General features: G+C 65.3%; 23 protein-coding genes. 8 read left to right on the top strand and 15 right to left on the bottom strand.

From position 1 onward, the window contains the following. Positions 1–12 precede the first annotated feature (12 nt). The 5 genes from ABFX23_RS10050 to asd all read left to right on the top strand — a co-directional run bounded on the left by ABFX23_RS10050 (position 13) and on the right by asd (position 3,359). Entirely contained in the window at positions 13–921 is a 909-nt protein-coding gene (locus tag ABFX23_RS10050) for an SPFH domain-containing protein (RefSeq protein ID WP_346032927.1), read from the top strand. Positions 922–927: 6 nt separating this feature from the next. Beyond that, complete coding sequence (locus ABFX23_RS10045; RefSeq protein ID WP_346032926.1) at positions 928–1,128, top strand: type II toxin-antitoxin system antitoxin; 201 nt, start codon at positions 928–930, stop codon at positions 1,126–1,128. A 41-nt stretch (positions 1,129–1,169) separates the two neighbouring features. Next, complete coding sequence (locus ABFX23_RS10040; protein ID WP_346032925.1) at positions 1,170–2,159, top strand: right-handed parallel beta-helix repeat-containing protein; 990 nt, start codon at positions 1,170–1,172, stop codon at positions 2,157–2,159. Between the two features lie 76 nt (positions 2,160–2,235). Then, on the top strand, positions 2,236–2,499 hold the full coding sequence (locus tag ABFX23_RS10035; RefSeq protein WP_346032924.1) for a DksA/TraR family C4-type zinc finger protein: 264 nt from the start codon (positions 2,236–2,238) through the stop codon (positions 2,497–2,499). Further along, positions 2,499–3,359, top strand: a complete 861-nt coding sequence (gene asd, locus ABFX23_RS10030) for an archaetidylserine decarboxylase (RefSeq protein WP_346032923.1) — start codon at positions 2,499–2,501, stop codon at positions 3,357–3,359. The genes ABFX23_RS10035 and asd overlap by 1 nt, the downstream gene beginning before the upstream one ends. Here the strand turns inward: asd and ABFX23_RS10025 are convergent. The 9 genes from ABFX23_RS10025 to pabB all read right to left on the bottom strand — a co-directional run bounded on the left by ABFX23_RS10025 (position 3,338) and on the right by pabB (position 11,099). After that, the gene (locus ABFX23_RS10025; RefSeq protein ID WP_346032922.1) at positions 3,338–3,835 is read right to left on the bottom strand and encodes a GNAT family N-acetyltransferase; all 498 of its coding nucleotides are present in this window, start codon (positions 3,833–3,835) and stop codon (positions 3,338–3,340) included. The genes asd and ABFX23_RS10025 overlap by 22 nt on opposite strands. After that, positions 3,832–4,857, bottom strand: a complete 1,026-nt coding sequence (ribA, locus tag ABFX23_RS10020) for a GTP cyclohydrolase II (protein ID WP_346032921.1) — start codon at positions 4,855–4,857, stop codon at positions 3,832–3,834. The genes ABFX23_RS10025 and ribA overlap by 4 nt, the downstream gene beginning before the upstream one ends. A gap of 44 nt (positions 4,858–4,901) precedes the next feature. Further along, on the bottom strand, positions 4,902–5,690 hold the full coding sequence (gene xth / locus ABFX23_RS10015; protein WP_346032920.1) for an exodeoxyribonuclease III: 789 nt from the start codon (positions 5,688–5,690) through the stop codon (positions 4,902–4,904). A 249-nt stretch (positions 5,691–5,939) separates the two neighbouring features. Next, complete coding sequence (locus tag ABFX23_RS10010) at positions 5,940–6,608, bottom strand: LolA family protein (protein WP_346032919.1); 669 nt, start codon at positions 6,606–6,608, stop codon at positions 5,940–5,942. A gap of 124 nt (positions 6,609–6,732) precedes the next feature. Then, complete coding sequence (gene rpmG, locus ABFX23_RS10005) at positions 6,733–6,900, bottom strand: 50S ribosomal protein L33 (RefSeq protein WP_120077387.1); 168 nt, start codon at positions 6,898–6,900, stop codon at positions 6,733–6,735. 160 nt (positions 6,901–7,060) lie between these two features. Beyond that, positions 7,061–7,465 (bottom strand): alternative ribosome rescue aminoacyl-tRNA hydrolase ArfB, encoded by a 405-nt coding sequence (arfB, locus tag ABFX23_RS10000; RefSeq protein WP_346032918.1) that lies wholly within the window; start codon positions 7,463–7,465, stop codon positions 7,061–7,063. Positions 7,466–7,474: 9 nt separating this feature from the next. Continuing rightward, positions 7,475–8,131, bottom strand: a complete 657-nt coding sequence (locus tag ABFX23_RS09995) for an RluA family pseudouridine synthase (protein WP_346032917.1) — start codon at positions 8,129–8,131, stop codon at positions 7,475–7,477. Continuing rightward, positions 8,128–9,306, bottom strand: a complete 1,179-nt coding sequence (locus tag ABFX23_RS09990; RefSeq protein ID WP_346032916.1) for a pyridoxal phosphate-dependent aminotransferase — start codon at positions 9,304–9,306, stop codon at positions 8,128–8,130. Before ABFX23_RS09990 ends, ABFX23_RS09995 begins: the two co-directional genes overlap by 4 nt. After that, entirely contained in the window at positions 9,303–11,099 is a 1,797-nt protein-coding gene (gene pabB / locus ABFX23_RS09985) for an aminodeoxychorismate synthase component I (RefSeq protein WP_346032915.1), read from the bottom strand. Before pabB ends, ABFX23_RS09990 begins: the two co-directional genes overlap by 4 nt. A gap of 55 nt (positions 11,100–11,154) precedes the next feature. Between pabB and ABFX23_RS09980 the strand changes: the two genes are divergently transcribed. Beyond that, positions 11,155–12,681 carry a helicase HerA-like domain-containing protein gene (locus tag ABFX23_RS09980; RefSeq protein ID WP_346032914.1) on the top strand — a complete coding sequence of 509 codons (1,527 nt, stop codon included), beginning with the start codon at positions 11,155–11,157 and terminating at the stop codon, positions 12,679–12,681. On the opposite strand, the gene ABFX23_RS09975 is transcribed toward ABFX23_RS09980, so the two are convergent. The 4 genes from ABFX23_RS09975 to ABFX23_RS09960 form a co-directional block, all read right to left on the bottom strand. Further along, the gene (locus tag ABFX23_RS09975; protein WP_346032913.1) at positions 12,678–14,069 is read right to left on the bottom strand and encodes a sensor histidine kinase; all 1,392 of its coding nucleotides are present in this window, start codon (positions 14,067–14,069) and stop codon (positions 12,678–12,680) included. The two genes, ABFX23_RS09980 and ABFX23_RS09975, sit on opposite strands and share 4 nt — an antisense overlap. A 20-nt stretch (positions 14,070–14,089) precedes the next feature. Further along, entirely contained in the window at positions 14,090–14,824 is a 735-nt protein-coding gene (locus tag ABFX23_RS09970) for a response regulator (RefSeq protein WP_346032912.1), read from the bottom strand. Beyond that, the gene (locus tag ABFX23_RS09965) at positions 14,821–15,357 is read right to left on the bottom strand and encodes an EF-hand domain-containing protein (RefSeq protein WP_346032911.1); all 537 of its coding nucleotides are present in this window, start codon (positions 15,355–15,357) and stop codon (positions 14,821–14,823) included. Before ABFX23_RS09965 ends, ABFX23_RS09970 begins: the two co-directional genes overlap by 4 nt. Positions 15,358–15,564: 207 nt before the next feature. Then, positions 15,565–17,373 carry an aminopeptidase P family protein gene (locus ABFX23_RS09960; protein WP_346032910.1) on the bottom strand — a complete coding sequence of 603 codons (1,809 nt, stop codon included), beginning with the start codon at positions 17,371–17,373 and terminating at the stop codon, positions 15,565–15,567. Positions 17,374–17,489: 116 nt separating this feature from the next. Here ABFX23_RS09960 and ABFX23_RS09955 point away from each other — a divergent pair, with 116 nt between their 5' ends. Continuing rightward, entirely contained in the window at positions 17,490–19,634 is a 2,145-nt protein-coding gene (locus ABFX23_RS09955) for a S9 family peptidase (protein ID WP_428831655.1), read from the top strand. Then, on the top strand, positions 19,631–20,044 hold the full coding sequence (locus ABFX23_RS09950) for an acyl-CoA thioesterase (protein WP_346032909.1): 414 nt from the start codon (positions 19,631–19,633) through the stop codon (positions 20,042–20,044). The genes ABFX23_RS09955 and ABFX23_RS09950 overlap by 4 nt, the downstream gene beginning before the upstream one ends. On the opposite strand, the gene ald is transcribed toward ABFX23_RS09950, so the two are convergent. Together ald and ABFX23_RS09940 are read right to left on the bottom strand one after the other, a co-directional pair. Continuing rightward, complete coding sequence (gene ald / locus ABFX23_RS09945; protein ID WP_346032908.1) at positions 20,041–21,156, bottom strand: alanine dehydrogenase; 1,116 nt, start codon at positions 21,154–21,156, stop codon at positions 20,041–20,043. The genes ABFX23_RS09950 and ald overlap by 4 nt on opposite strands. A gap of 106 nt (positions 21,157–21,262) precedes the next feature. Further along, positions 21,263–22,510 carry an SGNH/GDSL hydrolase family protein gene (locus tag ABFX23_RS09940; protein WP_346032907.1) on the bottom strand — a complete coding sequence of 416 codons (1,248 nt, stop codon included), beginning with the start codon at positions 22,508–22,510 and terminating at the stop codon, positions 21,263–21,265. Positions 22,511–22,701: the final 191 nt, after the last annotated feature.

The raw sequence follows: 22,701 nt of genomic DNA, 5'->3' as shown, positions 1-22,701 counted from the left end.
AGGAGGGTTCCGATGAGTGAACAACACATTCCCATGGCGCGCAGCCGGGAAGTCCCGGCCAGCGGCTACAACGGTTATGTCATGCTACTGGTTGCCTTGGTGCTGACGGCGGGAGGCGTCTGGTTATTTCTCGCGGGCGTATCGGTTGCCAAGGCGGGCGGAGCCCCAGTGATGCTGATTACTGGCATCCTTGTCGCGCTGGTTGGCCTGTTGTCGTGGATCGGGTTTTACATGATCCAGCCGAACCAGGGCGCAGTCATCACGCTGTTCGGCGAATATCGCGGCACCGACCGGACCGAGGGCCTGCGCTGGGTCTGGCCGTGGATGGGCAAGCAGAAGATCAGCGTGCGCGCGCACAATATCCATTCCGAGCGGATCAAGATAAACGACCTGCGCGGCAATCCCATCGATATTGCCTGCAACGTGGTGTGGCGCGTGCGCGATACGGCGCAGGCGGTGTTCGACGTGGACGATTACGACCAGTTCGTGAACATCCAGATCGAGGCGGGCCTGCGCACGGTGGGGGCGCGCCATCCCTACGACGATTTCGAAGAGAACGAGACGACGCTGCGCGGCAGCCCCGATGTCGTAAATTCCGAATTGCAGGCCGAACTCAACGAACGGCTCGCTGTCGCCGGAATCGTGGTGGACGAGGCGGGTCTTACCCACCTTGCCTATGCCAGCGAGATCGCCGGAGCCATGCTGCGCCGCCAGCAGGCCGAGGCGGTGATCGCCGCCCGCGCCAAGCTGGTGATGGGCGCAGTCAGCATGGTGGAAATGGCCTTGGAAAAGCTTTCAGCCGACGAGATCGTCCACCTCGATGACGAGCGCCGCGCTGCGATGGTGTCCAACCTGATGGTGGTGCTTTGCGGCGAGCGGGACGTGAACCCGGTCGTCAATGCGGGCTCGCTCTACCAGTAAAGACCAATGGCCAAGGCACAGAAGAAAGCATTTGCCCTGCGGCTCGACCCGGCGCTCCACGACGTTGTGGAGCGCCTTGCCGCGGGCGAACTGCGTTCGGTGAATGCCGAGATCGAGGTGCTGCTGCGCGAGGCCCTGAAACGGCGCGGGATCGAGGTGCCGAAAACGGCCGGGCCGCGCCGGGGAAGGCCACCGAAGGACGCGTGAAACGGGGCAGGGCGTTAACCATTGCGCGCTAGTCTGCACCCATGATCTCGCAGGATTCCCGCTTTGCCCCGCGCCGCTTGCCAACAGGCGTGATCGCGGCCATTGCCGCCCTTGCCGTGGCCGCCATTCCGCTGGCCACCCTGTTCGCGCAGGAACGGCAGGCGCCGTTCACAGTGGTCGAGACCGGGCGCGGCTACGATCGGCTGCAGGACGCGGTCGACGCCATCGGCGACGCGCGCGGCTCCATCTCCATTGCGCCCGGCCGCTACGAACAGTGCGCCGTGCAGACGGCGGGCTCCGTCTCCTACCTCTCGGCGCAGGCGGGTTCGGCCGTGTTCGACGGCGTGACCTGCGAGGGCAAGGCCGCGCTTGTGCTGCGCGGACGCAGCGCTGAAGTTTCGGGCATCGTGTTCCAGAACATGCGCGTGCCCGATTTCAACGGGTCGGGCATACGGTTGGAGCAGGGCAACCTGACCGTTGCCGAAAGCTGGTTCCGCGACAGCCAGCAGGGCATCCTGACGCACAACGATCCCACCGGGCAGTTGGTGATCGACCGCAGCACCTTTACTCGCCTCGGCACTTGCGAGGGTTCGGGCGGCTGCGCGCATTCGATCTACACTGGCGAATACGGCCACGTGCGCATAACGCGCAGCCGGTTCGAGCAGGGGCGCGGCGGGCACTACGTGAAGGCCCGCGCCGTCCGCGTCGATATCGCTTCCTCCAGCTTCGACGATTCCGCCGGGCGCGGCACCAATTACATGATCGACCTGCCAGGCGGGGCCAGCGGGCAGATCACCAACAACTGGTTCGTGCAGGGGCAGGACAAGGAAAACTACGCCGCCTTCATCGCCGTCGCCGCAGAGGGTCGCACGCACGACAGTTCCGGCCTGTCCGTCGTCGGCAACGATGCGCGCTTCGCCAGCGGGGTCGATCGCAATTCGATCTTTGTCGCCGACTGGTCGGGCGACATGGGCGGCGTGGGCGAGAACACGCTCGACCGTCGTTTGACACCCTACGAAGTCATCCGCTGAGGCTTTGCGAAAGCGGGCCTTTTGCGGGAACGTGTGACCCTGCTAGGCCATTGGCTGAGAAAGCAGGAGATTTCCAATGGCAGGCGGATGGTCGCGCGATGGCGCGGTGCAGGACCAGATCGACGATACAGTAAGCGACGCTGTCGCTGCCGCGCGCTCGCGCATTCCCAAGGGCGAAAGCGCCGAGTATTGCGACATCTGCGGCGAGGACATCCCCGAAAAGCGCCGCGAGGCCGTGCCCGGCGTGCGCACCTGCGTGGAATGCCAGTCGGGCAAGGACAGCGCGGTGCGCCACTCGACCCTTAACCGGCGCGGCTCCAAGGATAGCCAGCTTCGCTGATGGCAAATCCGTTCATCTGGATGCAGCACGCGCTGCCGCACCACGGTATCTCCCGCCTCGCAGGCAAGTTCGCAGGCAGCGAGACACCTTGGCTGAAGGACCGCCTCATCCGCCGCTTCATCGACGCATACGACGTCGACATGACCGAAGCTGCGCGTCCGGCCGAGGCCTATGCCAGCTTCAACGACTTCTTCACCCGCGAACTGAAACCCGGCGCGCGCCCGCTGGCCGATGCCGAGGAATATGTCCTCTCCCCCGCCGATGGCGCAATCAGCCAGATCGGGCGCATCACGGAGGGCCGTATCTTCCAGGCCAAGGGGCGCGAATTCACCGCGACACAGCTGCTGGGCGGCGACCCGGAGCTGGCCCGGCGGTTCGAAGGCGGAGCATTCGCCACCATCTACCTCAGCCCGAAAGACTATCACCGCGGCCACATGCCCGCTGCCGGAGAGCTGCTGGGCACCATCTACGTTCCGGGCGACCTGTTCAGCGTGAACCAGGTAACGGCGGAGAACGTAGACGACCTGTTTGCCCGCAACGAGCGGCTGGCCGCGTTGTTCGACGGGCCGCGCGGTTGCTTTGCCAGCGTCATGGTCGGCGCGATGATCGTGGCCGGTATCGAGACCGTGTGGGGCGGTCGAGAAGCCGCACACGCTCCGCAGCCTCGCCATCGCACCTTTGCCGACGGCGAGCACGACTTTGTGGCCGGAGACGAAATGGGCCGCTTCTTCCTCGGCTCCACCGTCGTCCTTCTGTTCGAGGCGGGGCGCGTCGAATGGCTGGAGCAGTTCAGTGCCGGCGATAGCGTTCGCATGGGCGAGGCGCTGGGGCGATGGGTTCAGCCGAAGGCGGGCGCGTAGGTCAGCGTGGCGGCGGGAATCGGCGCGCCGAAGCTCTTCACCTGCAGGAATTCACCCAGCTCGCCTGCGAGTGTCATCGGCGTGTGCTGGACGTAGCCGAAACGCCCGAAAATCTGCGGATCGCCAAGCACGGTGATGCCCTTCGCGCCGCGTGCCTTCATCGCCTGTTCGCCTGCGTCCATCAGCGCGCGGCCGATGCCTTTGCCTCGACGGGCAGACTCCACGCAGATCGGACCGATAACCATCCAGCCATCCTCCCCGTTGGAAAGCCGTGCGGTCGAATAAGTAACCTGGCCGATGATCGTGCCCTCATCCTCCGCAACCAGCGACAGTAGCAGGTCGCCGTCCTTGCGCAGGCGATCGATCACGTCTGCCTCGTCGCCGTCGGAAAAGGGGTGTCCTTCGAAAGCGCGCCGTGTCATGGCGTGGATCGCGACTTCGTCTCCGGGTCGTTCTTCGCGGACGGTCCAGCTCACGTCAGCAGGTGCCCGGCGCGGTCGCGCTTGGTGGCGAGATAGCGGGTGTTGTGCGGGTTAGAAGGTAGTTCGTGCGGCACGCGCTCGATCACCTTGACCCCGGCATCCTCCAGCGCGACGACCTTTTCGAGGTTGTTCGTCATCAGGCGGACCTCGCCGATGCCCAGCAGGTCCAGCATCCGCGCTGCCAGCGGGAAATCGCGCGCTTCCTCCGGCAGGCCGAGGCGGCGATTGGCTTCCAGCGTGTCGAAACCTTCGTCCTGGAGGCGATAGGCGCGCAGCTTGTTGACGAGGCCGATCCCGCGCCCTTCCTGCCGCATGTAGAGAAGCACGCCCCAGCCGCCTTCGCTCGCCGCGGCGGACATGGCCGCCAGCGCATGGTCAAGCTGCGGGCCGCAATCGCACTTGAGGCTGCCGAAGATGTCGCCGGTCAGGCATTCGGAATGCAGCCGGACGAGCGGCGTAGTGTTCGTCGAACGCGCTCCCAGTACCAGCGCCACGTGTTCGCGCATGTCTCCGGGAGAGCGGAAGACGACGATCTCGGCGTGTTCCTCGCGCGCAATGGGCAGGTGCGCGCGGGTGGCGATAACGAGGTTGGCGGGGTCTTTCCAAGCGGCAAGGTCTACGGAATGCAGGGTTGCGGGCTCACCCGCCGGTTCGGGATCGACGAGAAACGCAGGCAGCACCCCTGCAATCCGCGCCAGTTCCATCGCCACCTTCGCCGCCGTCATCCATTCCAGTGGTTCGGCAAGGAACGGGCCTTTCAGCGGATTGACCGGATCGAGTGCCGGGTCCGCCACCGGCAGCGCGGCGTGAAGATCGAGCGGATCGGCTGCGCGCATCAATACGGGCGAGTGTCCATCGGCGGCGGGCCGCTGGTTGGTTAGTTTCAGCGTTTCCGCGCGGGCGGCGGATATCAGCAGGTGGTCGGAGCGGCAGCTTCGATCGAGCGCAGTCTCGACGGGCAGCAGCACCGGAGCGTCTCCAACCCTGATCGGCCAGCCATGCCGCAGGGCATCCACCGCTTGCGCAACGCGCCGTTCGGGCGACGGAGGCGATGCCTCGCTCAGAGGTCGAACTCCGTCATCAGCGGCACGTGGTCGCTCGGCTTTTCCCAGTCGCGCGTGTCCTCGGCAATGGAGTGGGCAACGCTTTGCGCGGCAAGATCGGGCGATGCCCACATGTGATCCAGCCGCCGCCCGCGATCCTTACCCTGCCAGTAGGTACGGTAGGACCACCACGAGTAGTTGCGCTCCGGCGCGGGGATATGCTTGCGGCCAAGATCGACCCATTCGTGCGCGCCTTGGAGCAAGCCGAGCGTTTCGACCTCCAGCGGCGTGTGGCTGACGACTTTGAGCAGCGCCTTGTGATCGTAGACGTCGCATTCCAGCGGCGCGATGTTGAAATCGCCAACCAGCAGCGTGGGCCTGTCGATCTTTTCGGCCCAGCGCGTCATGCGTTCGAGGAAGTCGAGCTTCTGCCCGAATTTCAGGTTCTTCTCCCGGTCGGGAATATCGCCGCCTGCCGGGATGTAGACGTTCTCCAGCACCAGCCCGTCGAGCGATGGAAATTCCACGCCCACGTGCCGGGCCTCACCGTTGTCCTGCCAATCATGACGAGAGAATTCCTGCATGGGGATGCGGCTGACCGTGGCAACGCCGTGATAGCCCTTCTGCCCGTGCACGGCGGTGTGCTCGTAGCCCAGCTCGGCAAACGCCTTGTAGGGGAACTGCTGCTCCTGGCACTTGATCTCCTGCAGGCACAGCACGTCGGGCGCATGCTCCTTCAGGTAGCGCTCCACGATGGGCATGCGCAGGCGAACCGAATTGATGTTCCAGGTGGTGATCTTGACCATGACTGCTGCCTAGTCGCGGGCAGCAGATAAAAAAACCCCCGTCGCGGGGGCATAATGCGACGGGGGTTCGTTTTTCGAGCGTTCGTCACGCTTCGCAAGAGATACGGCTCTATTCGAGGTCAGGGCAACAGGGGGGAAACCCGCCTCACCGCGTCTCTATGCACTCAGAAGTAGGGGGAAGTCCCTGTCACGGCAATGAATGACGCGTGTAATCTGTCGCAAATTTACAACCGTTCACCTACGGACTGTTTATCCCGGACGGCGGGACGAACGGCGCGGGTCACGGAAACGGAATTCGCTGTCCGAAACGCTCATGCCGTAGCGATGGTTGCGCAGGCGCACGGTGGTGCGCTGGTTCTGCGAATCGAGAGCCACCCAGCTATTCAGTTCCAGCCCGCCGGGGGCTGATGCCTTTTCGACGAAGATCAACGTCATCGTGGGAAATTCCGGACGGTTGGGATCGCTCACCGCAATGGAGACCACACCGTTGCGCGTGCCGTCCTGCACGCGGCCATAACGCGTGATGTCGCGATCGGGGTTCAGCAGCGCGCCCAGCGGCGAATCGCCGATGGGATAACGCTCCACCTGGCTCACTTCGTAATCGATGATCGAAAGCGCGCTGCCGTTGGAAACGACCAGCATGTTCACGTCATTCGAATACTCGAAGCGGATCTTGCCGGGGTTCTTCAGCGTCAACTCGCCCGACAGCACGTTGCCGACACGATCGGTCTGCGTGAAGTCGGCGCGCATCGTGGAAATGCCGCGCAGCGCGCGGGCAGTGCGTTGCAACTGGTCCGACTGAGCCTGGGCGGCGACGGGAGCAGCGGCGACCGATAGGGTAGCCGGAACGGCGAACGCCATGGCGCCCAAAGCGGCGGCGATGGCGGGGGTGCGGAAAATGTTTTTCAAGGCGTTCATAGTCTCACCAATTATGGACCCTCTGGGTACAGGTGAGGCATTGAACCGTCAGTGAACCCCTGAGGTTCCCCCCATTCAGGAAAACCGGGTTCAGCAAAACCGACCAAGCGTGCCCGAAGGCGTCTTACTTGATCTTGCCTTCCTTGTACTCGACGTGCTTCTTCGCAATCGGATCGTACTTGCGGAAGGTGAACTTTTCCGTGTGGTTGCGCGGGTTCTTCTTGGTCACGTAGAAGTGGCCGGTGCCTGCGCTGGAGTTCAGGCGGATCTTGATGGTTGCGGGCTTCGCCATGGTCTTGCCTTCAAAAAGTCTGGTAAGGGCGCGTCTGGCCCGAAAATAACTGGGGCGACGCATCAGGCGCCGCCCATCGCGCGTGCCATTGGTAGAGAATCGGGGAAAAGTCAAGCTTGGTAAGCGCCCGAGCCGAAGGACAGGGCAAAGCCGTTCGGGCCTAAAGGTCGATCTTGCCGCGCATCGCCTTCTTCTCGCCGTGGGCCTTCTTGCTGGCGAGGCGTTTCTTCTTGTTCAGCCGGTTCACGCGGGTCTTGGCGCGCTTCTTCGGCTCCTTGATCGCTTCCTCGATCATCGCCGCCATCCGCTCTCGCGCGTCGCGACGATTCGCGTCCTGCGTGCGGTGGCTGCGCGCGTCGATCACGATGTCGCCGGACTGGCTGAGCTTGTTGCCGGCAATATCCTTCAACCGATGGAACACGCGCGGCGGCAGGCCGAGAGCATAGATGTTGAAACGCAACTGCACGGCAGTCGCCACCTTGTTGACGTTCTGCCCGCCGGGGCCGGAGGCGGCGATGAAGCTCTCCTCCGCGATCTCGTGCGCCCGGTCGAGTATCCTGCCCATGCCCGGCCTTTATCCGGCGCCCAGCTTCACGAAATCGGCAGGCAGCGGCGCTTCGGCCACGATGTCGGGCTTGCCCTCGCGCGGCACGACCAGCGCGCTGGCGTGGAGCATGGTGCGCGAGACGCGGGCATCCTTGTTGCCGTAGACCGGATCGCCCAGCAAAGAGCGCTTGAAGGCGTGTTCGGCATGGACGCGGATCTGGTGGGTGCGGCCCGTTTCCGGGCGGAATTCCACCAGCGTCAATCCGCCTTCCAGCTCCTTACGCTTGGTCCAGTGGGTGACGGAGGGCTTGCCCTTCTTCGCGACGATCATGCGCCAGCCGCGCGCCTCGCTGCTGATCTTGGAAAGGGCGAGGTCGATGGTGCCTTCCTCGTCCTCCACCGGCCCGGCAACGATACCGAGGTAGGTCTTGGAGACGAGCTTTTCCTCGAACGCCTTGTTGAAGCGTTTCAGCGCCTTGGGGTTGCGCGCCAGCAGCAGGCAGCCGGAGGTATCGGTATCGAGCCGGTGCACGGCCTGCGGCGCGCGCTGGAAGCCGAGTTTCAGCTGCTCGAGATGGTCCTCGAGGCTCGCGCCGCCCTTGCGCGGTGTCTCGATGGGCAAGCCGGCGGGCTTGTCGATGACGAGCGCCTCGCCGTCTTCGAAGAGAATGTCGATCTTTGTCATGAAAGCGCCTTTTCGATGCGATCCAGCGCTGTGTCCAGCACGGCCTCGTCCGCGGCGAAGCTGATACGGAAGCCGTCCTTGCCGCCAAACGCCGAAGCCGCGACGGTGGCCACGCCGTTCTCCAGAAGGTGCATCGCGAGCTTGCCGTCGTCGCCGCCGAACCGCTCCATCAGCGGGGCGGCATCGACCAGGCAGTAGAACGCGCCGTCGGGCACGGGTGTGGAAAGGCCGGGAATGGCGTTGATGCGGGCCACCACCATGTCGCGGCGGCGGCGGAAGGCATCGCGCCAGCGTCCGAGGAAATCCTGTGGACCCTCGAACGCGGCGACGGCGGCAGCCTGCGATATGCTGGCGGGATTGCCGCTGGAATTGCTTTGCAGCTTGCCCATCGCGGAGATCAGCCAGTCCGGCCCCGTGGCCACTCCGATGCGAAAGCCCGTCATCGCATGGCTCTTGGAAACGCCGGAGATGGTGATGATGCGGTCGGAAAGGTCCGGGCAAAGGGCGGCAAGGGTCGCGTGCGGTTCGTCGGAGTAGCGCAGCGGTGCGTAGATGTCGTCGCTCAGCACGAGCACCTGCGGATGGCGGCGCAGCACGTCACCGATGCCGCGCAGCATGTCGTTCGGAAACACCGCGCCGGTCGGATTGCCGGGCGAATTGAGCAGGAGCCAGTTGGTGCGCGGGGTAATCAGCGCCTCGAGTTCGCTCGGGCGGAATCGGAAGCCATTGCCCGCCGACGTGCGCAGCGGCACCACGGTGCCCCCTGAAAAGCGCACCATTTGCGGATAGCTTACCCACCACGGAGAAGGTACGATCACCTCGTCGCCGGGGCTGACGGTGGCAGCCAGCGCTTCGAAGATCGCCTGCTTGCCGCCTGCGGTCACGATCACGTCCCGCGCCTCGGCAGCAATCCCGAGATCGCGGCGGAAATGCAGCGCAGCGGCTTCCTTCAGGCGAGCGGTGCCGGTGACGGGGGTGTAGCGCGTGTCGCCCGCATCGAGCGCGTCCTTGGCGGCTTCGATGACGTGGGGCGGGGTGTCGAAATCCGGCTCTCCCACGCTCAGCGAGATGATGTCGCGGCCTTCTGCACGAAGTTCGCTCGCCCGGTCGGTCATCGCCGTCGTGGGCGATGCCTCGATCCGCTGAAGCGCCTGGCTGAGATGCTGCGCGTTCATGGCAGTTCCAGCGTTGCGGGGATCAATCCGCGCAGGGCGTTGCCGATGAAGAAGCCTTTCTCGAGGTCTTCCAGCGCGACTTCCCCTTCGCATGCCTTGCCGTCCTCGATCAGCGAACGGCGCAGCACGCCCGGCAGCAGTCCGGCGGAAAGCGGCGGGGTGACGAGCGTGCCGTCTCGCTCGACAAACACGTTGGTCCAGCTGCCTTCCGTCACCATGCCGTCGCGCACCAGCAGGGCCTCCACCGCGCCGACGCTCATCGCGGTCGCCAGCGCTGCCTCGTAGAAGCTGCGGTCGCTGCTCTTGTGATGGAGCCGCCAGTCATGCGCGACCGTGGGATGCGGCAGGAGCACGCAGGGCGCGGGATCGGGCAGGGGAGCGGGCAGCGGGTGCGCTTCCAGCGTGACCGCGCCCGAGCGCGAGAGCACGAGCCTCAGCTTGGCCGCTTCCTCCAGTTCGAAACACAAAGCCTGAATACGGTTGCGCGTTTCGTGTCGGTCGAAGGCAAAGCCCAGTTCCGCGGCGCTCGCCTTCATGCGTTCGAGGTGCATTTCCAGCAGCGGCGTGCCTGCCATCGGATCGAAGCGCATGGTCTCGATCAGGTCGTGCCCGCCTGCCGCGCCGCGCACGAAAGCGCCTTTTACGAGGCACTCGCGCCATTCCTCCATGCCGTCGCTGTCGGCGACGATCGCGCCGCCCACGCCCAGCACGGCCTTGTGCCGCTGGTTCTCGCCCGGCGTCAGGCGAATGGTGCGGATGGCGACGTGGAATGCGGCATCGCCGCTGGCGTCGATCCGCCCGATGCCGCCGCAATAGGGGCCGCGCGCATCGCGCTCCACCTCGTCGATCAGTTCCATCGCGCGAATCTTGGGCGCACCGGTGATGGAGCCGCAGGGGAAGATGGCGTGCAGCACGTCCACCGCGGTGCGGCCTTCCTTCAGGTCCGCCAGCACCGTCGTCGTCATCGTATGGAGCGTGGGATATGTCTCCACCTTGAAGGGATGCTCCACCCGCACGCTGCCCGCCTGCGCCACACGGCTCAGGTCGTTGCGCATCAGGTCGACGATCATCAGGTTCTCGGCCTTGTCCTTCACCGACCGGCTGAGCTGCTCGCGCAGCGCCGCGTCCTCGGCCTCGGTGCCGCCGCGCGGGCGGGTGCCTTTCATCGGCTTCACCTTGGAGTGGCCGTCGCGAAGGGCAAAGAACAGCTCGGGGCTGAACGAGAGCAGCCAGTCCGATCCGTCGAACACGAGACCCCCGTAGCCGGCAGCCGCCGTGGGGCGGATTTTGGCATAAAGCGTCAGCGGGTCGCCCTTGGCCGGGCCAGCCAGCGGGAAAGTGAGATTGGCCTGGTAGATATCGCCTGCGCGAATCGCTTCCTGCAGCGCGTCGAAGGCGTCGAGGTAGGCGCCGGTCGAGACCTGCGGATCGAGCGGGCCGATGCTCGCCTCTCCCTTGCACCTCGCGGCAAGCCAGCCCTCGACCTCGGCAGCAGGGATGATTTCGGGATCGTCGAACAGGCCCAGCCACACCAGCGGTCCGGCGGCCCCTGCGCGGGATGCCGCAAGCGGCACCAGCCTATCTTCCAGTGCAAGGCCCGCTTCGTAGGCGATATAGCCCGCCAGATGCTTGCCGCTTTCCTGCCGCGCCGCGTCGGCCTCCGCCAGCACGCGCACGACGTCGTCTGCCCGCCGCGCCACGAAAACCTGCGACGGGTTGGTGAAGCAATGCGCGTCGCTCGCACCATGGGCGCGCGCATCGTCCAGCAGCACAAAGGGGGACTTGCCATCCATCAGGCCCGCTCTAGGGTTCGCATCGGAATCCGGCAACAAGGTATTAGGGGCTAGAATGGCCGACATTTTTCTCGGTAACGATCTTAATGGAAACCGGCAGGCGCTGGACCTTTCGCGCGCGAACCGCCACGGCCTGATCGCGGGCGCGACCGGCACGGGCAAGACGGTGACGTTGCAGGGCATGGCCGAGAGTTTCTCCGCTGCCGGGGTGCCGGTGTTCGTGGCCGATGTGAAAGGTGACCTGTCGGGCATCGCCATGCCGGGATCGCCCACGTTCAAACATGCCGACAAGCTGGAAGGCCGGGCGAAGGAACTGGGCATGGACGATTATGCCTATTCGGATAACCCGGTGGTGTTCTGGGACCTCTACGGCAAGAACGGCCACCCGATCCGCACCACGGTATCGGAAATGGGTCCGCTGCTGCTCGCCCGCCTGCTGGACCTCAACGAGACGCAGGAAGGCGTGCTGCAGATCGTGTTCCGCTACGCCGACGAGAACAAGCTGCTGCTGCTGGATTTCGAGGACCTGCGCGCCATGCTCGCCTGGGCATACGACAACGCGCAGGAACTGTCGGGCACTTACGGCAACGTATCCAAGCAGTCGGTCGGCGCGATCCAGCGCCAGTTGCTCAGTTTCGAATCGCAGGGGGCTGACAATTTCTTCGGCGAGCCTGCGCTGGAGATCGACGATTTCCTGACCGTGGACGACCAGGGACGCGGCGTGGTGAACGTGCTGGCGGCGGAAGAACTGATGCGCAGTCCCAAGCTCTACGCCACCTTCCTGCTGTGGCTGCTGGCCGAATTGTTCGAGAGCCTGCCCGAGGTGGGCGACCCGGAAAAGCCCAGGCTGGTGTTCTTCTTCGACGAGGCGCACCTGTTGTTCGACGATGCGCCCGATGCCTTGCAGGACACCATCGAGCGGGTGGTGCGGCTGATCCGTTCGAAGGGCGTCGGCGTCTACTTCGTGACGCAGAACCCGATTGATATTCCGGAGGAAGTGGCCGGCCAGCTGGGCAACCGCGTGCAGCACGCCCTGCGCGCCTTCACCCCGAAGGACCAGCGCGCCATCAAGGCGGCGGCGGAGACGTTCCGCATCAATCCCGATCTCGACGTCGCCGAGGCGATCACGCAGCTGCGCGTTGGTGAGGCGCTGGTCTCCACGCTGGACGAGGAAGGCGCACCCACAATCGTGCAGCGCACGCTGATCAAGCCGCCGCGTTCGCGCCTTGGCCCGGTGAACGCGAAGGAACGCGCGATCATCCAGTCGGTCAGCCCGCACGATGGCAAGTACGACCAGCGCGTCGACCGCGAGAGCGCCGAGGAAGTTCTGGCGCAAAAGACACTCGATGCCGCGAAGACGGCGGAGGAAGTGGAAGAGAAGGGCGTGGAGGAAGTGCGCAAGCAACCGCGCAAGACCACCTCCATGTGGGAAAAGGCCGGCAAGAGCGCGGTGAAGGCGGCGACGGGTTCGCTGGCCTCGATTGCCGTGGCGACGGCACTGGGCAAGAAATCCAGCGCGGACCCGGTGCGCACGGGGCTCAATGCCTTCGTCCGCAATATCCTTGGCGGACTGATGCGCTAGAGCGGCAGCCTGATTTCGGCCACCAGGCCGGTGGTGGCACCGGCCTCGCCCTTCGCATTGGACAATACCAGCGTGCCGCCGTGCTGTTCGGCAATCGCGCGGGCCAGGGTCAGGCCGAGGCCCGCACCGCCGGTTTCCCGGCTGCGCGATGTTTCGCCGCGCGTGAACGGCTCCGTCATGTGAGCGATCTGTTCTTCGGGAATGCCCGGCCCGGTATCGGCAATGCGGATGATGGCGTGGCCGTTGTCCCTGATCAGGCTGAGACGGGCATGATTGCCGTAGCGCAGGGCATTGCCCACGAGGTTGCGAATGGCGCGGCGCAGCCAGGTGGCGCGCACCGGCAGAGCCACGCGCTCGGTGTCACCCAGGGCCACGTCCTCGCCCATGTCCTCGTATTCCTCCACCACCGAGGAGACGAGGGCGGAGAGTTCGGTTTTCTCCAGCGGGTCGCTTGGCCGCCCCACGCGGGCGAGCGAGAGGATATCGTCGAGCGAGCGGGTGATGTCTTCGATCGTGGCGGCCATCTTCGCGCGCTCGGCTTCGTCGTCCACGCTTTCGATGCGCACGCGCAGCGCGGCGAGCGGCGTCTTCAGGTCGTGCCCGATCGCCCCCAGCATCACGTCCTTCTCGTCCAGCAGCCCCGCGATGCGGGCTTCCATGGCGTTGTGCGCGGTGATCAGTCGGCGGGTGTCTTCCGGGCCGGACGGTTCCATCGGCGGCGCACCGTCCGACACTCCGCCGAAGCGCTCCACCCTGCGGGTCAGCGTGGCGAGCGGGCGGGTGATCCGGCGCAGCAGCAGGTAGAGGCCGCCGACCATCACGAGGTAGAGGATCAGCGTCTGCATGATGATCCCGACCATCGTGCTGCGAGGCCGTTCGGGGCGCGGGGCGCGCGCGATCAGCCACTGGTCCTCGCCCTCCCGCTTCATGCCGGCCACGACCAGCTCCCCGCCGGGGTCCCAACGGTTGCGCAGGAAGCGCCCGCCGCGGCGCAGGCCGTCCATGATATAGCTGTCCCGGGAAACCTCGCGTGAGATCACGACCAGCTCACCCACGGCGATACCCTGGGTTTCGAGCACGCCGCGCAGCGCCCGCTCACGTTCGCGATTGCGGCTTTCGCCTTGTAACTGGGGGGACTCCAGCGCCCGCTCTATCCGCAAGCGACGACGTTCCCTGCGTTGCGACCTCTGATCGCCGCGCGGCGCGTATTCGATTCGCGGATCGGCGACCAGCTGGAAAGCCAGTTCGTTGACAAGGCCATTTTCCACGCGCCGTTCTTCCGCCCGGTAGCGCAGGACGACCGAAATGGTCTGCGCCACCAGCAACGCCAGTGCCACCGACAGCAGCATCTGCCCGAGCAGGCTCCTGGGAAGGATGCGACGGATCATGCGTACCCCGGTTGTGCCTTTCAGCTTTCTTCGGGCACGAAGCGTTTCACTTCGGCTGCCAGCATGTACCCGCCGCCCCAGACGGTCTGGATCAGCTTCGGGTCACGGCTGTCGACTTCCACCTTGCGCCTCAGGCGGCTGACCTGGTTGTCCACCGCCCGGTCGAACAGGTGCGCTTCGCGCCCCTGCACCATGTCGAGCAGGCGATCGCGGTCCATGACTTGCTGCGGATGGTCGAGCAGGGCGACCAGCAGCCGGAATTCGGCAGACGAGATCGGCACGACGGTGCCTTCCGGATCGGTGAGGCGGCGCTTCAGGGGATCGAGCTGCCAGCCCTCGAACTCGTAATGCGCTTCGGCATCATTCGCGGGCGTTCCGTTCCTGCCCGCACGGCGCAGGACGGAGCGGATACGGGCGACCAGTTCGCGCGGTTCGAACGGTTTCACGACGTAATCGTCCGCGCCGATCTCGAGGCCGACGATACGGTCCATGGACTCGCCCTTGGCGGTGAGGAAGATGACCGGGAGATTGCGGCTCTCGACCAGATGGCGGCACAGCGAAATGCCATCTTCGCCAGGCATCATGATGTCGAGCAACACGATGTCGGGCAGCTCTTCCAGCAAGGCGGAACGCGCCTTGGCTGCATCGCTGGCCTGGCGCACGGCAAACCCCTGGCGCGACAGGTAGTCGGCCAGGGGTTCACGCAGGCTGGCTTCGTCATCCACCAGCAGCACTTTTACAGGCGTGTCGCTCATCCGCGGTTCTGGCGACGGTGGGCGCGGCGTTCGCTGCGCTGTTCGCGGCGTTCCTCCGCCGTGACGGTGCCGTCGTTGTTGGCATCGGCGCTGTCGAACCGGGCGAGGGCGGCGCTGGTGAATTCGGCCTGGCTGACCGTGCCGTCACCGTCAGCGTCGGCGCGGGCCATCATCATGCCGCGCATTCCGCCACCGCGGCGACCCATGCGATGGCCTCGGCGGCCCTCGCGTTCGCCAGCTTCGGCGCGGCGTTCACGCATGGTATCACGTGCGGCCTGCGATTCTTCGAAACTGAGCAAGCCGTCGCCGTTTGCATCCATCCGGTCGAAGCGGGCGCGGGCGCGGGCTTCGCGGTCCGCATCGTCTACCACGCCATCATCGTTGGCATCCATGCGGGCGAAATGCGCGGCGGCACGGGCCTCGGCGTCGGCGCGGGTCATGTCGGCACCGCGTTCGGGGCGGTCCTGGGCAACGGCAACGCCACCGATTGTGAGACCGGTCGCGGCCAGGGCGAGGATCAGGGTCTTTTTCATGTTCTCTACTCTCCAGGGTGTCTGAGTAGAGCAACGAGACGCCGGCTTGAAGGGGGAGGAGGACATCCGGCGTCCCGCCACTCTCAGTTGCCGGTTATAGGGGGGCAATGTCGCAGGACTTTGCCGCGCGAAAACAGATTTGTCGCAGTTTGTCGCGCTGAGGCAGACCCGTTAATCCCGCCGCCAGATTGCGGCGGCAAGGCCGCCCTAGAGCGGCTTGCACGCCTCTTCCAGCCACGCCAGCGCGTCGCCTTCCATCTGCGGCGCCAGCACATCGCGCACCTTGGCGTGATAGCTGTTCCACCACTCGAGCTCGGCGGGGCTGAGCAGGCTGCGGTCGACCAGCGTGCGGTCGATCGGCGCGAAAGTCAGCGTTTCGAAGCCGAGCCATTCGCCTTCGCCGCCCGGAATCTCGCGCTTCTCCACCAGCACCAGGTTTTCGATGCGGATGCCGTATTCGTTCGCCTTGTAATAGCCGGGCTCGTTGGAGAGGATCATGCCCGCCATCAGCGGCTGGTCGGTCCCCGCCTGCGATCCGCGCGGCTTGGCGATGCGCTGCGGCCCTTCGTGCACGCCCAGGAACGCGCCGACGCCGTGGCCGGTGCCGTGGGCATAGTCCACGCCCGCCATCCACAGGTGCTGGCGCGCCAGGGCATCGAGGGCAGAGCCGGGGGTGCCGGGCGGGAAGGTCTGCATGTCGAGAGCGATGTGACCCTTCAGCACGCGGGTGAAGCGGTCGCACACCTCTGCGGGCGGCGCATCAGGGCCGACCCAGATGGTGCGCGTGATATCGGTGGTGCCGTCGGGATACTGCCCGCCTGAATCGACGAGGTAGACGCTGTTCGGCTCAAGCCGGATGTTGCTTTCCTCGTCCACGCGGTAGTGCGGGCTGGCGCCATTGGGGCCGGCGCCGCTGATGGTATCGAACGAGAGGTCGCGCAGCAGGTCCGAGTTCGCCTTGCGCAGTTCGTGCAGCTTGGCGGCGGCGGAAAGCTCGTCCACCTTGCCCTGCGGCGCTTCGACCGAGAGCCAGTGGAGGAATTGCGTGATCGCCACGCCGTCGCGCGCTTGCGCATCGCGATGACCCTGCTGCTCTGCGGGCGTCTTGATCGCCTTCGGCAGCACGGTGGGATCGTCCTTCGTCACGATCTCGGCCCCGACATCGTCGAGCCGCTGGAAGATCGCCGCGACGGAGCGTTGCGGATCGGCGGCGACGCGCTTGCCCGCCATTTCGGCAAAGGCATCGGAGAATTCGTGACGTGGGCGGATGCGCACGGCATTGCCAAGCGCCTGCGCCACTTCGGCGGGCACCTTGTCCGGCGCGATGAACCAGTCCGCCGTGCCGTCCGATTGCACGAACAGATAAGAGAGCGCGACCGGCGTATGATCCACGTCCGCGCCGCGGATGTTGAGCGTCCAGGCGACCGAATCGAGCGCGCTGATCACCACGGCGTCGAGCTTTTCTGTCTTGAGCCACTCGGCGATTTCGCTGCGCTTCTCTGCGCTGGAGCGGCCTGCGAGCTTGTCGTCCTGGACATAGGCCGGGGCGGGCGAGGGTTCGGGCTGGTCGTCCCACACGGCGTCCAGCGGGTTGCTGTCGACCGGCACCAGCTCGGCACCAACTGCTTCAAGCTTCTTCGCCACGGCATTGGCCCAGCCGCGCGTGTGCAGCCAGGGATCGTATGCGATGCGGGCGCCCTCTCCGGCGTTCTCGGCCAGCCAGTCTGCCATCGAATCGTCGGGCACGCTCTTGTACTCGTAAAGCTGCCCGCTCACCTGCTGGCGCACCTGCAGGGTGTAGCGGCCATCGACGAACATCGCCGCCTTGTCTTTCAAGACGGCCGCGCTTCCGGCAGAGCCGCCGAAGCCCGTCAGCCATGCCAGGCGCTGGGCATAGGCGCCCACGTATTCGCTCAGGTGCTCGTCGCTGATCGGGATCACGAAGCCATCAAGGTCGCGGCGGGCAAGCTCCTTGCGCAGGGCGTCGAGGCGGGCTTCATGGGTCTGCATCAGCATTTGGTCGGATTCCCGGTTTCTAAGGAAACAATTTGGCGTTACCGACGCGACATAGGCCTTCGCCGCGCGGGTTTCCACCCGCAGCGCGGCAGGCCGGACCAGGAGCACGCCAATCTATGTCGATCTTTCGCAACATCGCCCTTGTCGCCGCAGCCGCCGTTGCTACGTCGATGCCGGCAAAAGCACAGGACAGCGATTTGAACTACGACACCAGCATCCAGCCGCCTCGCGCGGAACAGCGGGAATACAGCTACACGCGCCACGGCATTACCGTGTCCGACCCCTGGGCGTGGCTGCGCGACGACAGCTATCCCACCATCGATGACGAGGACGTGCTCGACTACGTTCGCGCCGAGAACGCCTATTTCGAAGCGCAGATGGCCGGCCAGCGCGGGTTGGTGGACGAACTCTTCACCGAGATGCGCGCGCGCATCAAGGAAGCCGACGCCAGCGTGCCGCAGCGTGACGGCGAATACGAGTACTGGTCCGAATTCGAAGAGGGCGCGCAGTATCGCAAGTACTATCGCCGCCCCGTAGCAGGGGGTGATGCGCAGCTGATCCTCGACGGTCCGGCACTGGCCGAGGGGCAGGAGTATTTCAGCCTCGGTGCCTTCTCCGTCAGCGAGAACGGGCGCTACCTCGCATATTCCACCGATACGACCGGCGGCGAATTCTATACCGGCTTCATCAAGGACCTGGAAACCGGCGAACTGCTGGAAGACCGGATCGCGGATGTGAACACTGGCCTGATCTGGGCCGCGAATGACAGCGTGCTGGTCTATGGCCGCGCGAACGAGAACTGGCGCGTGGACCGCATTCTTGCCCACACCGTCGGCCAGCCTGCGGAAAGCGATGTGGAACTCTTCCACGAGGAAACGCTGGGCTACACCGCGTCGCCGGGCATCTCTTCGAACCGCGAATGGCTGGTGATCGCAACGGGCGACAACGAGACGAGCGAGGTGATGTTCACCTCGCTCGACAATCCCACGGGCGAACTGACCGTCATCAAGCCGCGCCAGGTGGGCGTCGAATACTCCGCCGATTTCCACGACGACACGATCTACATCTGGACCAACGACGAACACGTCAATTTCCGCCTCGCCACCGCGCCGCTGAGCGATCCGGGCGAGTGGACGACGCTGATCGAGGGATCGGACGAATTCTACCTGACCGGTTTCGACCTGTTCAAGGATTTCTACGTCACCGAAGGTCGCCTGAACGGCCTCGACCAGGTGCAGGTGCGCTATTACGACGATCCTTCGCGCGTGGAATCGATCGATTTCCCCGAAGCGGCCTACGATGCAGGCGTGGCGAACAATCCCGAATGGGACGTGGACCGCATCCGTCTCGCCTACGAAAGCCTGATCACGCCCGACACCGTCTACGACTACCACGTCGCCAGCCGCGAGCTGGAGACGCTGAAGGTGCAGGAAATCCCCAGCGGTTTCGACCCGTCGCTCTACACCGTCGAGCGGCTGGAAGTGCGCGCGCGTGATGGAGCGATGGTGCCGGTGTCCATCGTCTACCGCAAGGATCGACCCATGGGCGGGCCGCTCCATCTCTATGCCTACGGCGCCTATGGCTACGCCGTGCCGCCGGGCTTCTCCACGTCGCGTTTCAGCATGGTCGACCGGGGCATGGCCTACGCCATCGCGCACATCCGTGGCGGCGATGACCTGGGCCGCAATTGGTATCTCCAGGGCAAGATGGAAGAGCGCACCAACACCTTCAACGACTTCGTCGACGTTGGCCGTGGCCTCGTCGAGATGGGCTACACCTCCGAAGGCATGGTCAGTGCCAGTGGCGGCTCTGCCGGTGGCGAGCTGATGGGCGCGGTGGTGAACCAGGACCCGGCGCTGTTCGGCGCGGTGGTGGCGCATGTGCCTTTCGTCGACGTGCTCAACACCATGCTGGACGACAGCCTTCCGCTGACGCCCGGCGAATGGCCCGAATGGGGCAACCCGATCGAGAGCAAGGCGGCTTTCACGCACCTGCTCAGCTATTCTCCCTACGACCAGGTAACGCGGCAGGATTACCCGCCGATGCTGGTGACTGCCGGCCTTAACGATCCGCGCGTCACCTATTGGGAGCCTGCCAAGTGGGTCGCCAAGCTGCGCGAGTACAAGACCGACGACAACATCCTGCTGCTGAAGACCAATATGGGCGCAGGCCACGGTGGTCGCTCCGGCCGCTGGGAAGGCCTGCGCGAAACGGCGGAGGAAGTTGCCTTCATTCTGTGGCAGCTTGGCGTGGAGGAGTGAGCAACCGCTTCACGCTGACTTTCACCGCGTTGCCCGAGCACATCGATGCGAACGGGCATGTGAACAACACGGTCTGGGTGCGGTGGATGGAGGACCTGTCCGTCGCGCACTGGAACGCGCAGGCCCTGCCCGAGCACCGCGATGCCTATGTCTGGGTCGTGACCCGGCACGAGATCGACTATCGCGGCAACGTGACTGAGGGCGCGGAAGTGACCGGGGAGACCATCATCAAGGATGGCCCGCGCGGGGCCCGGTTCGACCGGCATTACGAATTCCGCGATGCCGATGGCAAGGCGCTGGTGCGCGCCAAGTCGACATGGGCAATGGTGGACAAGGCCAGCGGGCGACTGATGCGCGTTCCGCCTGAGGTCGCCGCGCCGTTCCTGCCGCCCGAAAGTTCCGAAAGCTAGGCGATCGCCTCTTCGATCGGCAAAAGGTCGTAGCCCAGCTCGCTGGCGACTGCCGGATAGGTGACGGACCCTGCGTGGACGTTCAGCCCCTGCGCCAGGTGAGCGTCGCGGCGCATGGCTTCCTTCCAGCCGAGATTGGCGATGCGGATGGCGTGGGGCAGGGTAACATTGTTCAGCGCATAGGTGCTGGTGCGGCTGACGGCGCCGGGCATGTTGGCAACGCAGTAGTGCACGATATCGTCCACGACGTATGTCGGGTTGTCGTGCGTCGTTGGCTTGCTCGTCTCGAAACAGCCGCCCTGGTCGATGGCGACGTCCACCAGCACCGCGCCGGGCTTCATGGTCTTCAGCATCTCGCGGCTGATCAGCTTGGGCGCGGCGGCACCGGGCACCAGCACGGCGCCCACCACCAGGTCTGCCTGCGCCACGGCCTGTTCGAGGTTCGCCTTGCTGGCAAAACGCGTGCTCGCGCGCGCCTCGAAGTGGGTGCCGACTTTCTCCAGCACTTCGGGGTCGAGATCCATGATGACGGTGCGCGCGCCAAGGCCCGCCGCCATCTGCGCGGCATTGAAGCCGACGACGCCGCCGCCGATCACCAGCACCCGGCCCGGCAGCACGCCCGGCACGCCGCCCAGCAGCACGCCGCGACCGCCGTGGACTTTCTCCAGCGCGTTGGCCCCTGCCTGGATGCTCATGCGCCCGGCCACTTGGCTCATGGGCTTCAGCAGCGGCAGGCCGCCGCGCGGACCGGTGACGGTTTCGTAGGCAATCGCGGTGCAACCCGATTTGACGAGACCCTCCGTCTGTGCGGCGTCGGGGGCGAGGTGGAGGTAGGTGTAGAGGATCTGGCCCTCGCGCAGCCGGGCGATTTCCTCCGGCTGCGGCTCCTTCACTTTCACGATCATGTCGCACTCGGCAAAGATGTTCTCGACCTTGTCGATCACCTTCGCGCCGCTGGCGACGTACTGGTCGTCATAAGCGCCGATGCCTGCGCCCGCGCCGGTTTCCATCCACACCTCGTGACCGTTGGCGACGAGTTCCTTGGCACTCTCGGGAGTCAGGCCGACGCGGTATTCACGGTTCTTGATCTCGCGGGGACAGCCGATGCGCATGGGACGAAAACTCCAGTTGGTTTCGGATCAAGCCGGGGGCGGACTCGAAAGTTCCCGCAAGCCGTTACAGATGAAACCTCTTTGCCGCAATGCCGTTCCGGCTGGACTAGTCGGGCTGGAACAGGGTCAGGTCGATGCTTTCGCCAACGGCGCGCAGCCCCGCGTCGGAACCGTGCAGGAAGTCTCCCATGTGATAGCCGTCGCGCATCGCCTGCGGAACGTCCGGGTCGGCGAAAGCAAGGTCGAGCCGCACGACGGCATCGAACTCGCCCGAATTCACGATCCAGTCGTTCACCGCCTGCCGCGCGGCCTCGCCTTCCTCGCTCCAGTAGGCAGCGCCCTTGTAGGGGCCGATCGGCGAGCCGATGACTTCGATTCCCTCTGATCGGGCGCGGGTGATGATCTGGCGATAGCCTTCGATCATCTGCTCGGCATCGATATCGGGCTGGTCCAGCCGAAGACCGCCCAGCGGCCCGCCATCGGGATTGTCGAACGCCCCGCCGAAGCGGTTGCCGATATCGTTCACGCCGACGAACACGATCATGTGGGTGACGTTCGGCAGGCTCAGCACGTCCTCGTCCAGCCGCGCCAGCGCGCTCTCGCCCATGCCGGGGCTGAGCACGCGGTTACCGCTGATGCCGGCATTGGCGACCGCATATTCCAGGCCCGCCGCTTCCAGCCGCTCTGCCAGCACGTCGGGCCAGCGGCGATCTTCGCCCGGTGTCGAGCCGACGCCATCGGTGATGGAATCGCCATAGGTGACGATGGTCCCCAGGGCGTCGTCGGAATCCACTTCGACCACGGAGAGGAACGCGCGGTGCATCGCGGTGGAGGCAGGCTCCCAGCTATCGCCCACGTGGTTACCCGATGGCGATACGGCCAGGGTGTCCAGCCCGGTAAGGTGGCAGGTGCAGGGGCCGGTTTCCTCCGGAAGGTAGAACTCCACCTTCACCTTGTCGAAATCGGAGGTGTCCAACCCGACCTCGTCACTAACAAACGGAGCGCCGCGCGGGATCACCGCGCCAGACTCTCCGCCGAAAGTGAGCGGACGGCTGGTGCCGGCCACTTCGTTACCCGCGTCATCCAGCAGCACGATCCGCGCCGCGCCGATTTCCAGCGGACGGTCGCCGTAGCGATTGGTGAAATGCACCCGCAGACGGTCCCCGCCTTCGGAGAGGCGCAGCACCTGGCTGATCGTCACATCGTCATACGAAGGGGCAGCGAAAGGGCCTTCGTCGGTTAGCGGAGCGTGGGGGGACGCAGTCCAGCTCGCCACCCAGTTATCGTGCGCGGCGACCGGCGTTGCCAAGATCAGCGCGGCGGCGGAGAGGGTGAGTTTGTTGATGAAATACATGCTGGGGCCCCTTTTCCCGTATCTCCGGCTCGTGGCTGGCCGGGGTTTCGGTTCCGCAGCCTAACCGGGGATTCGAGCGGCGCAAGCCGCTTGTAGGAAAGGCCTTTTCATGGTGCCCTTGCCACCCCGCCTCCCCGCCCGGCCACCAAGGATGCCACTACCTTGCGGTGGCCGGGCGGGGAGGCAGGGCG

It is taken from the genome of Erythrobacter westpacificensis (assembly GCF_039542285.1).
In the GTDB taxonomy this organism is placed as follows: domain Bacteria; phylum Pseudomonadota; class Alphaproteobacteria; order Sphingomonadales; family Sphingomonadaceae; genus Alteraurantiacibacter; species Alteraurantiacibacter westpacificensis.
Note: the sequence above shows the minus strand (reverse complement) of the source record. Positions and strands in the feature narration are given on the sequence as shown.

What these genes read in the sequence shown, in the direction of transcription:
- ABFX23_RS09995 (WP_346032917.1), bottom strand. Translation starts at nt 8,131, where the DNA reads ATGACAAAGATCGACATTCTCTTCGAAGACGGCGAGGCGCTCGTCATC.
- ABFX23_RS10050 (WP_346032927.1), top strand. Translation starts at nt 13, where the DNA reads ATGAGTGAACAACACATTCCCATGGCGCGCAGCCGGGAAGTCCCGGCC.
- pabB (WP_346032915.1), bottom strand. Translation starts at nt 11,099, where the DNA reads ATGGATGGCAAGTCCCCCTTTGTGCTGCTGGACGATGCGCGCGCCCAT.
- ABFX23_RS09970 (WP_346032912.1), bottom strand. Translation starts at nt 14,824, where the DNA reads ATGAGCGACACGCCTGTAAAAGTGCTGCTGGTGGATGACGAAGCCAGC.
- ABFX23_RS09965 (WP_346032911.1), bottom strand. Translation starts at nt 15,357, where the DNA reads ATGAAAAAGACCCTGATCCTCGCCCTGGCCGCGACCGGTCTCACAATC.
- rpmG (WP_120077387.1), bottom strand. Translation starts at nt 6,900, where the DNA reads ATGGCGAAGCCCGCAACCATCAAGATCCGCCTGAACTCCAGCGCAGGC.
- ABFX23_RS10040 (WP_346032925.1), top strand. Translation starts at nt 1,170, where the DNA reads ATGATCTCGCAGGATTCCCGCTTTGCCCCGCGCCGCTTGCCAACAGGC.
- ABFX23_RS09955 (WP_428831655.1), top strand. Translation starts at nt 17,490, where the DNA reads ATGTCGATCTTTCGCAACATCGCCCTTGTCGCCGCAGCCGCCGTTGCT.
- ald (WP_346032908.1), bottom strand. Translation starts at nt 21,156, where the DNA reads ATGCGCATCGGCTGTCCCCGCGAGATCAAGAACCGTGAATACCGCGTC.
- ABFX23_RS10045 (WP_346032926.1), top strand. Translation starts at nt 928, where the DNA reads ATGGCCAAGGCACAGAAGAAAGCATTTGCCCTGCGGCTCGACCCGGCG.
- ABFX23_RS09960 (WP_346032910.1), bottom strand. Translation starts at nt 17,373, where the DNA reads ATGCTGATGCAGACCCATGAAGCCCGCCTCGACGCCCTGCGCAAGGAG.
- ABFX23_RS09940 (WP_346032907.1), bottom strand. Translation starts at nt 22,510, where the DNA reads ATGTATTTCATCAACAAACTCACCCTCTCCGCCGCCGCGCTGATCTTG.
- asd (WP_346032923.1), top strand. Translation starts at nt 2,499, where the DNA reads ATGGCAAATCCGTTCATCTGGATGCAGCACGCGCTGCCGCACCACGGT.
- ABFX23_RS09990 (WP_346032916.1), bottom strand. Translation starts at nt 9,306, where the DNA reads ATGAACGCGCAGCATCTCAGCCAGGCGCTTCAGCGGATCGAGGCATCG.
- ABFX23_RS09980 (WP_346032914.1), top strand. Translation starts at nt 11,155, where the DNA reads ATGGCCGACATTTTTCTCGGTAACGATCTTAATGGAAACCGGCAGGCG.
- xth (WP_346032920.1), bottom strand. Translation starts at nt 5,690, where the DNA reads ATGGTCAAGATCACCACCTGGAACATCAATTCGGTTCGCCTGCGCATG.
- ABFX23_RS10035 (WP_346032924.1), top strand. Translation starts at nt 2,236, where the DNA reads ATGGCAGGCGGATGGTCGCGCGATGGCGCGGTGCAGGACCAGATCGAC.
- ABFX23_RS10010 (WP_346032919.1), bottom strand. Translation starts at nt 6,608, where the DNA reads ATGAACGCCTTGAAAAACATTTTCCGCACCCCCGCCATCGCCGCCGCT.
- arfB (WP_346032918.1), bottom strand. Translation starts at nt 7,465, where the DNA reads ATGGGCAGGATACTCGACCGGGCGCACGAGATCGCGGAGGAGAGCTTC.
- ABFX23_RS09975 (WP_346032913.1), bottom strand. Translation starts at nt 14,069, where the DNA reads ATGATCCGTCGCATCCTTCCCAGGAGCCTGCTCGGGCAGATGCTGCTG.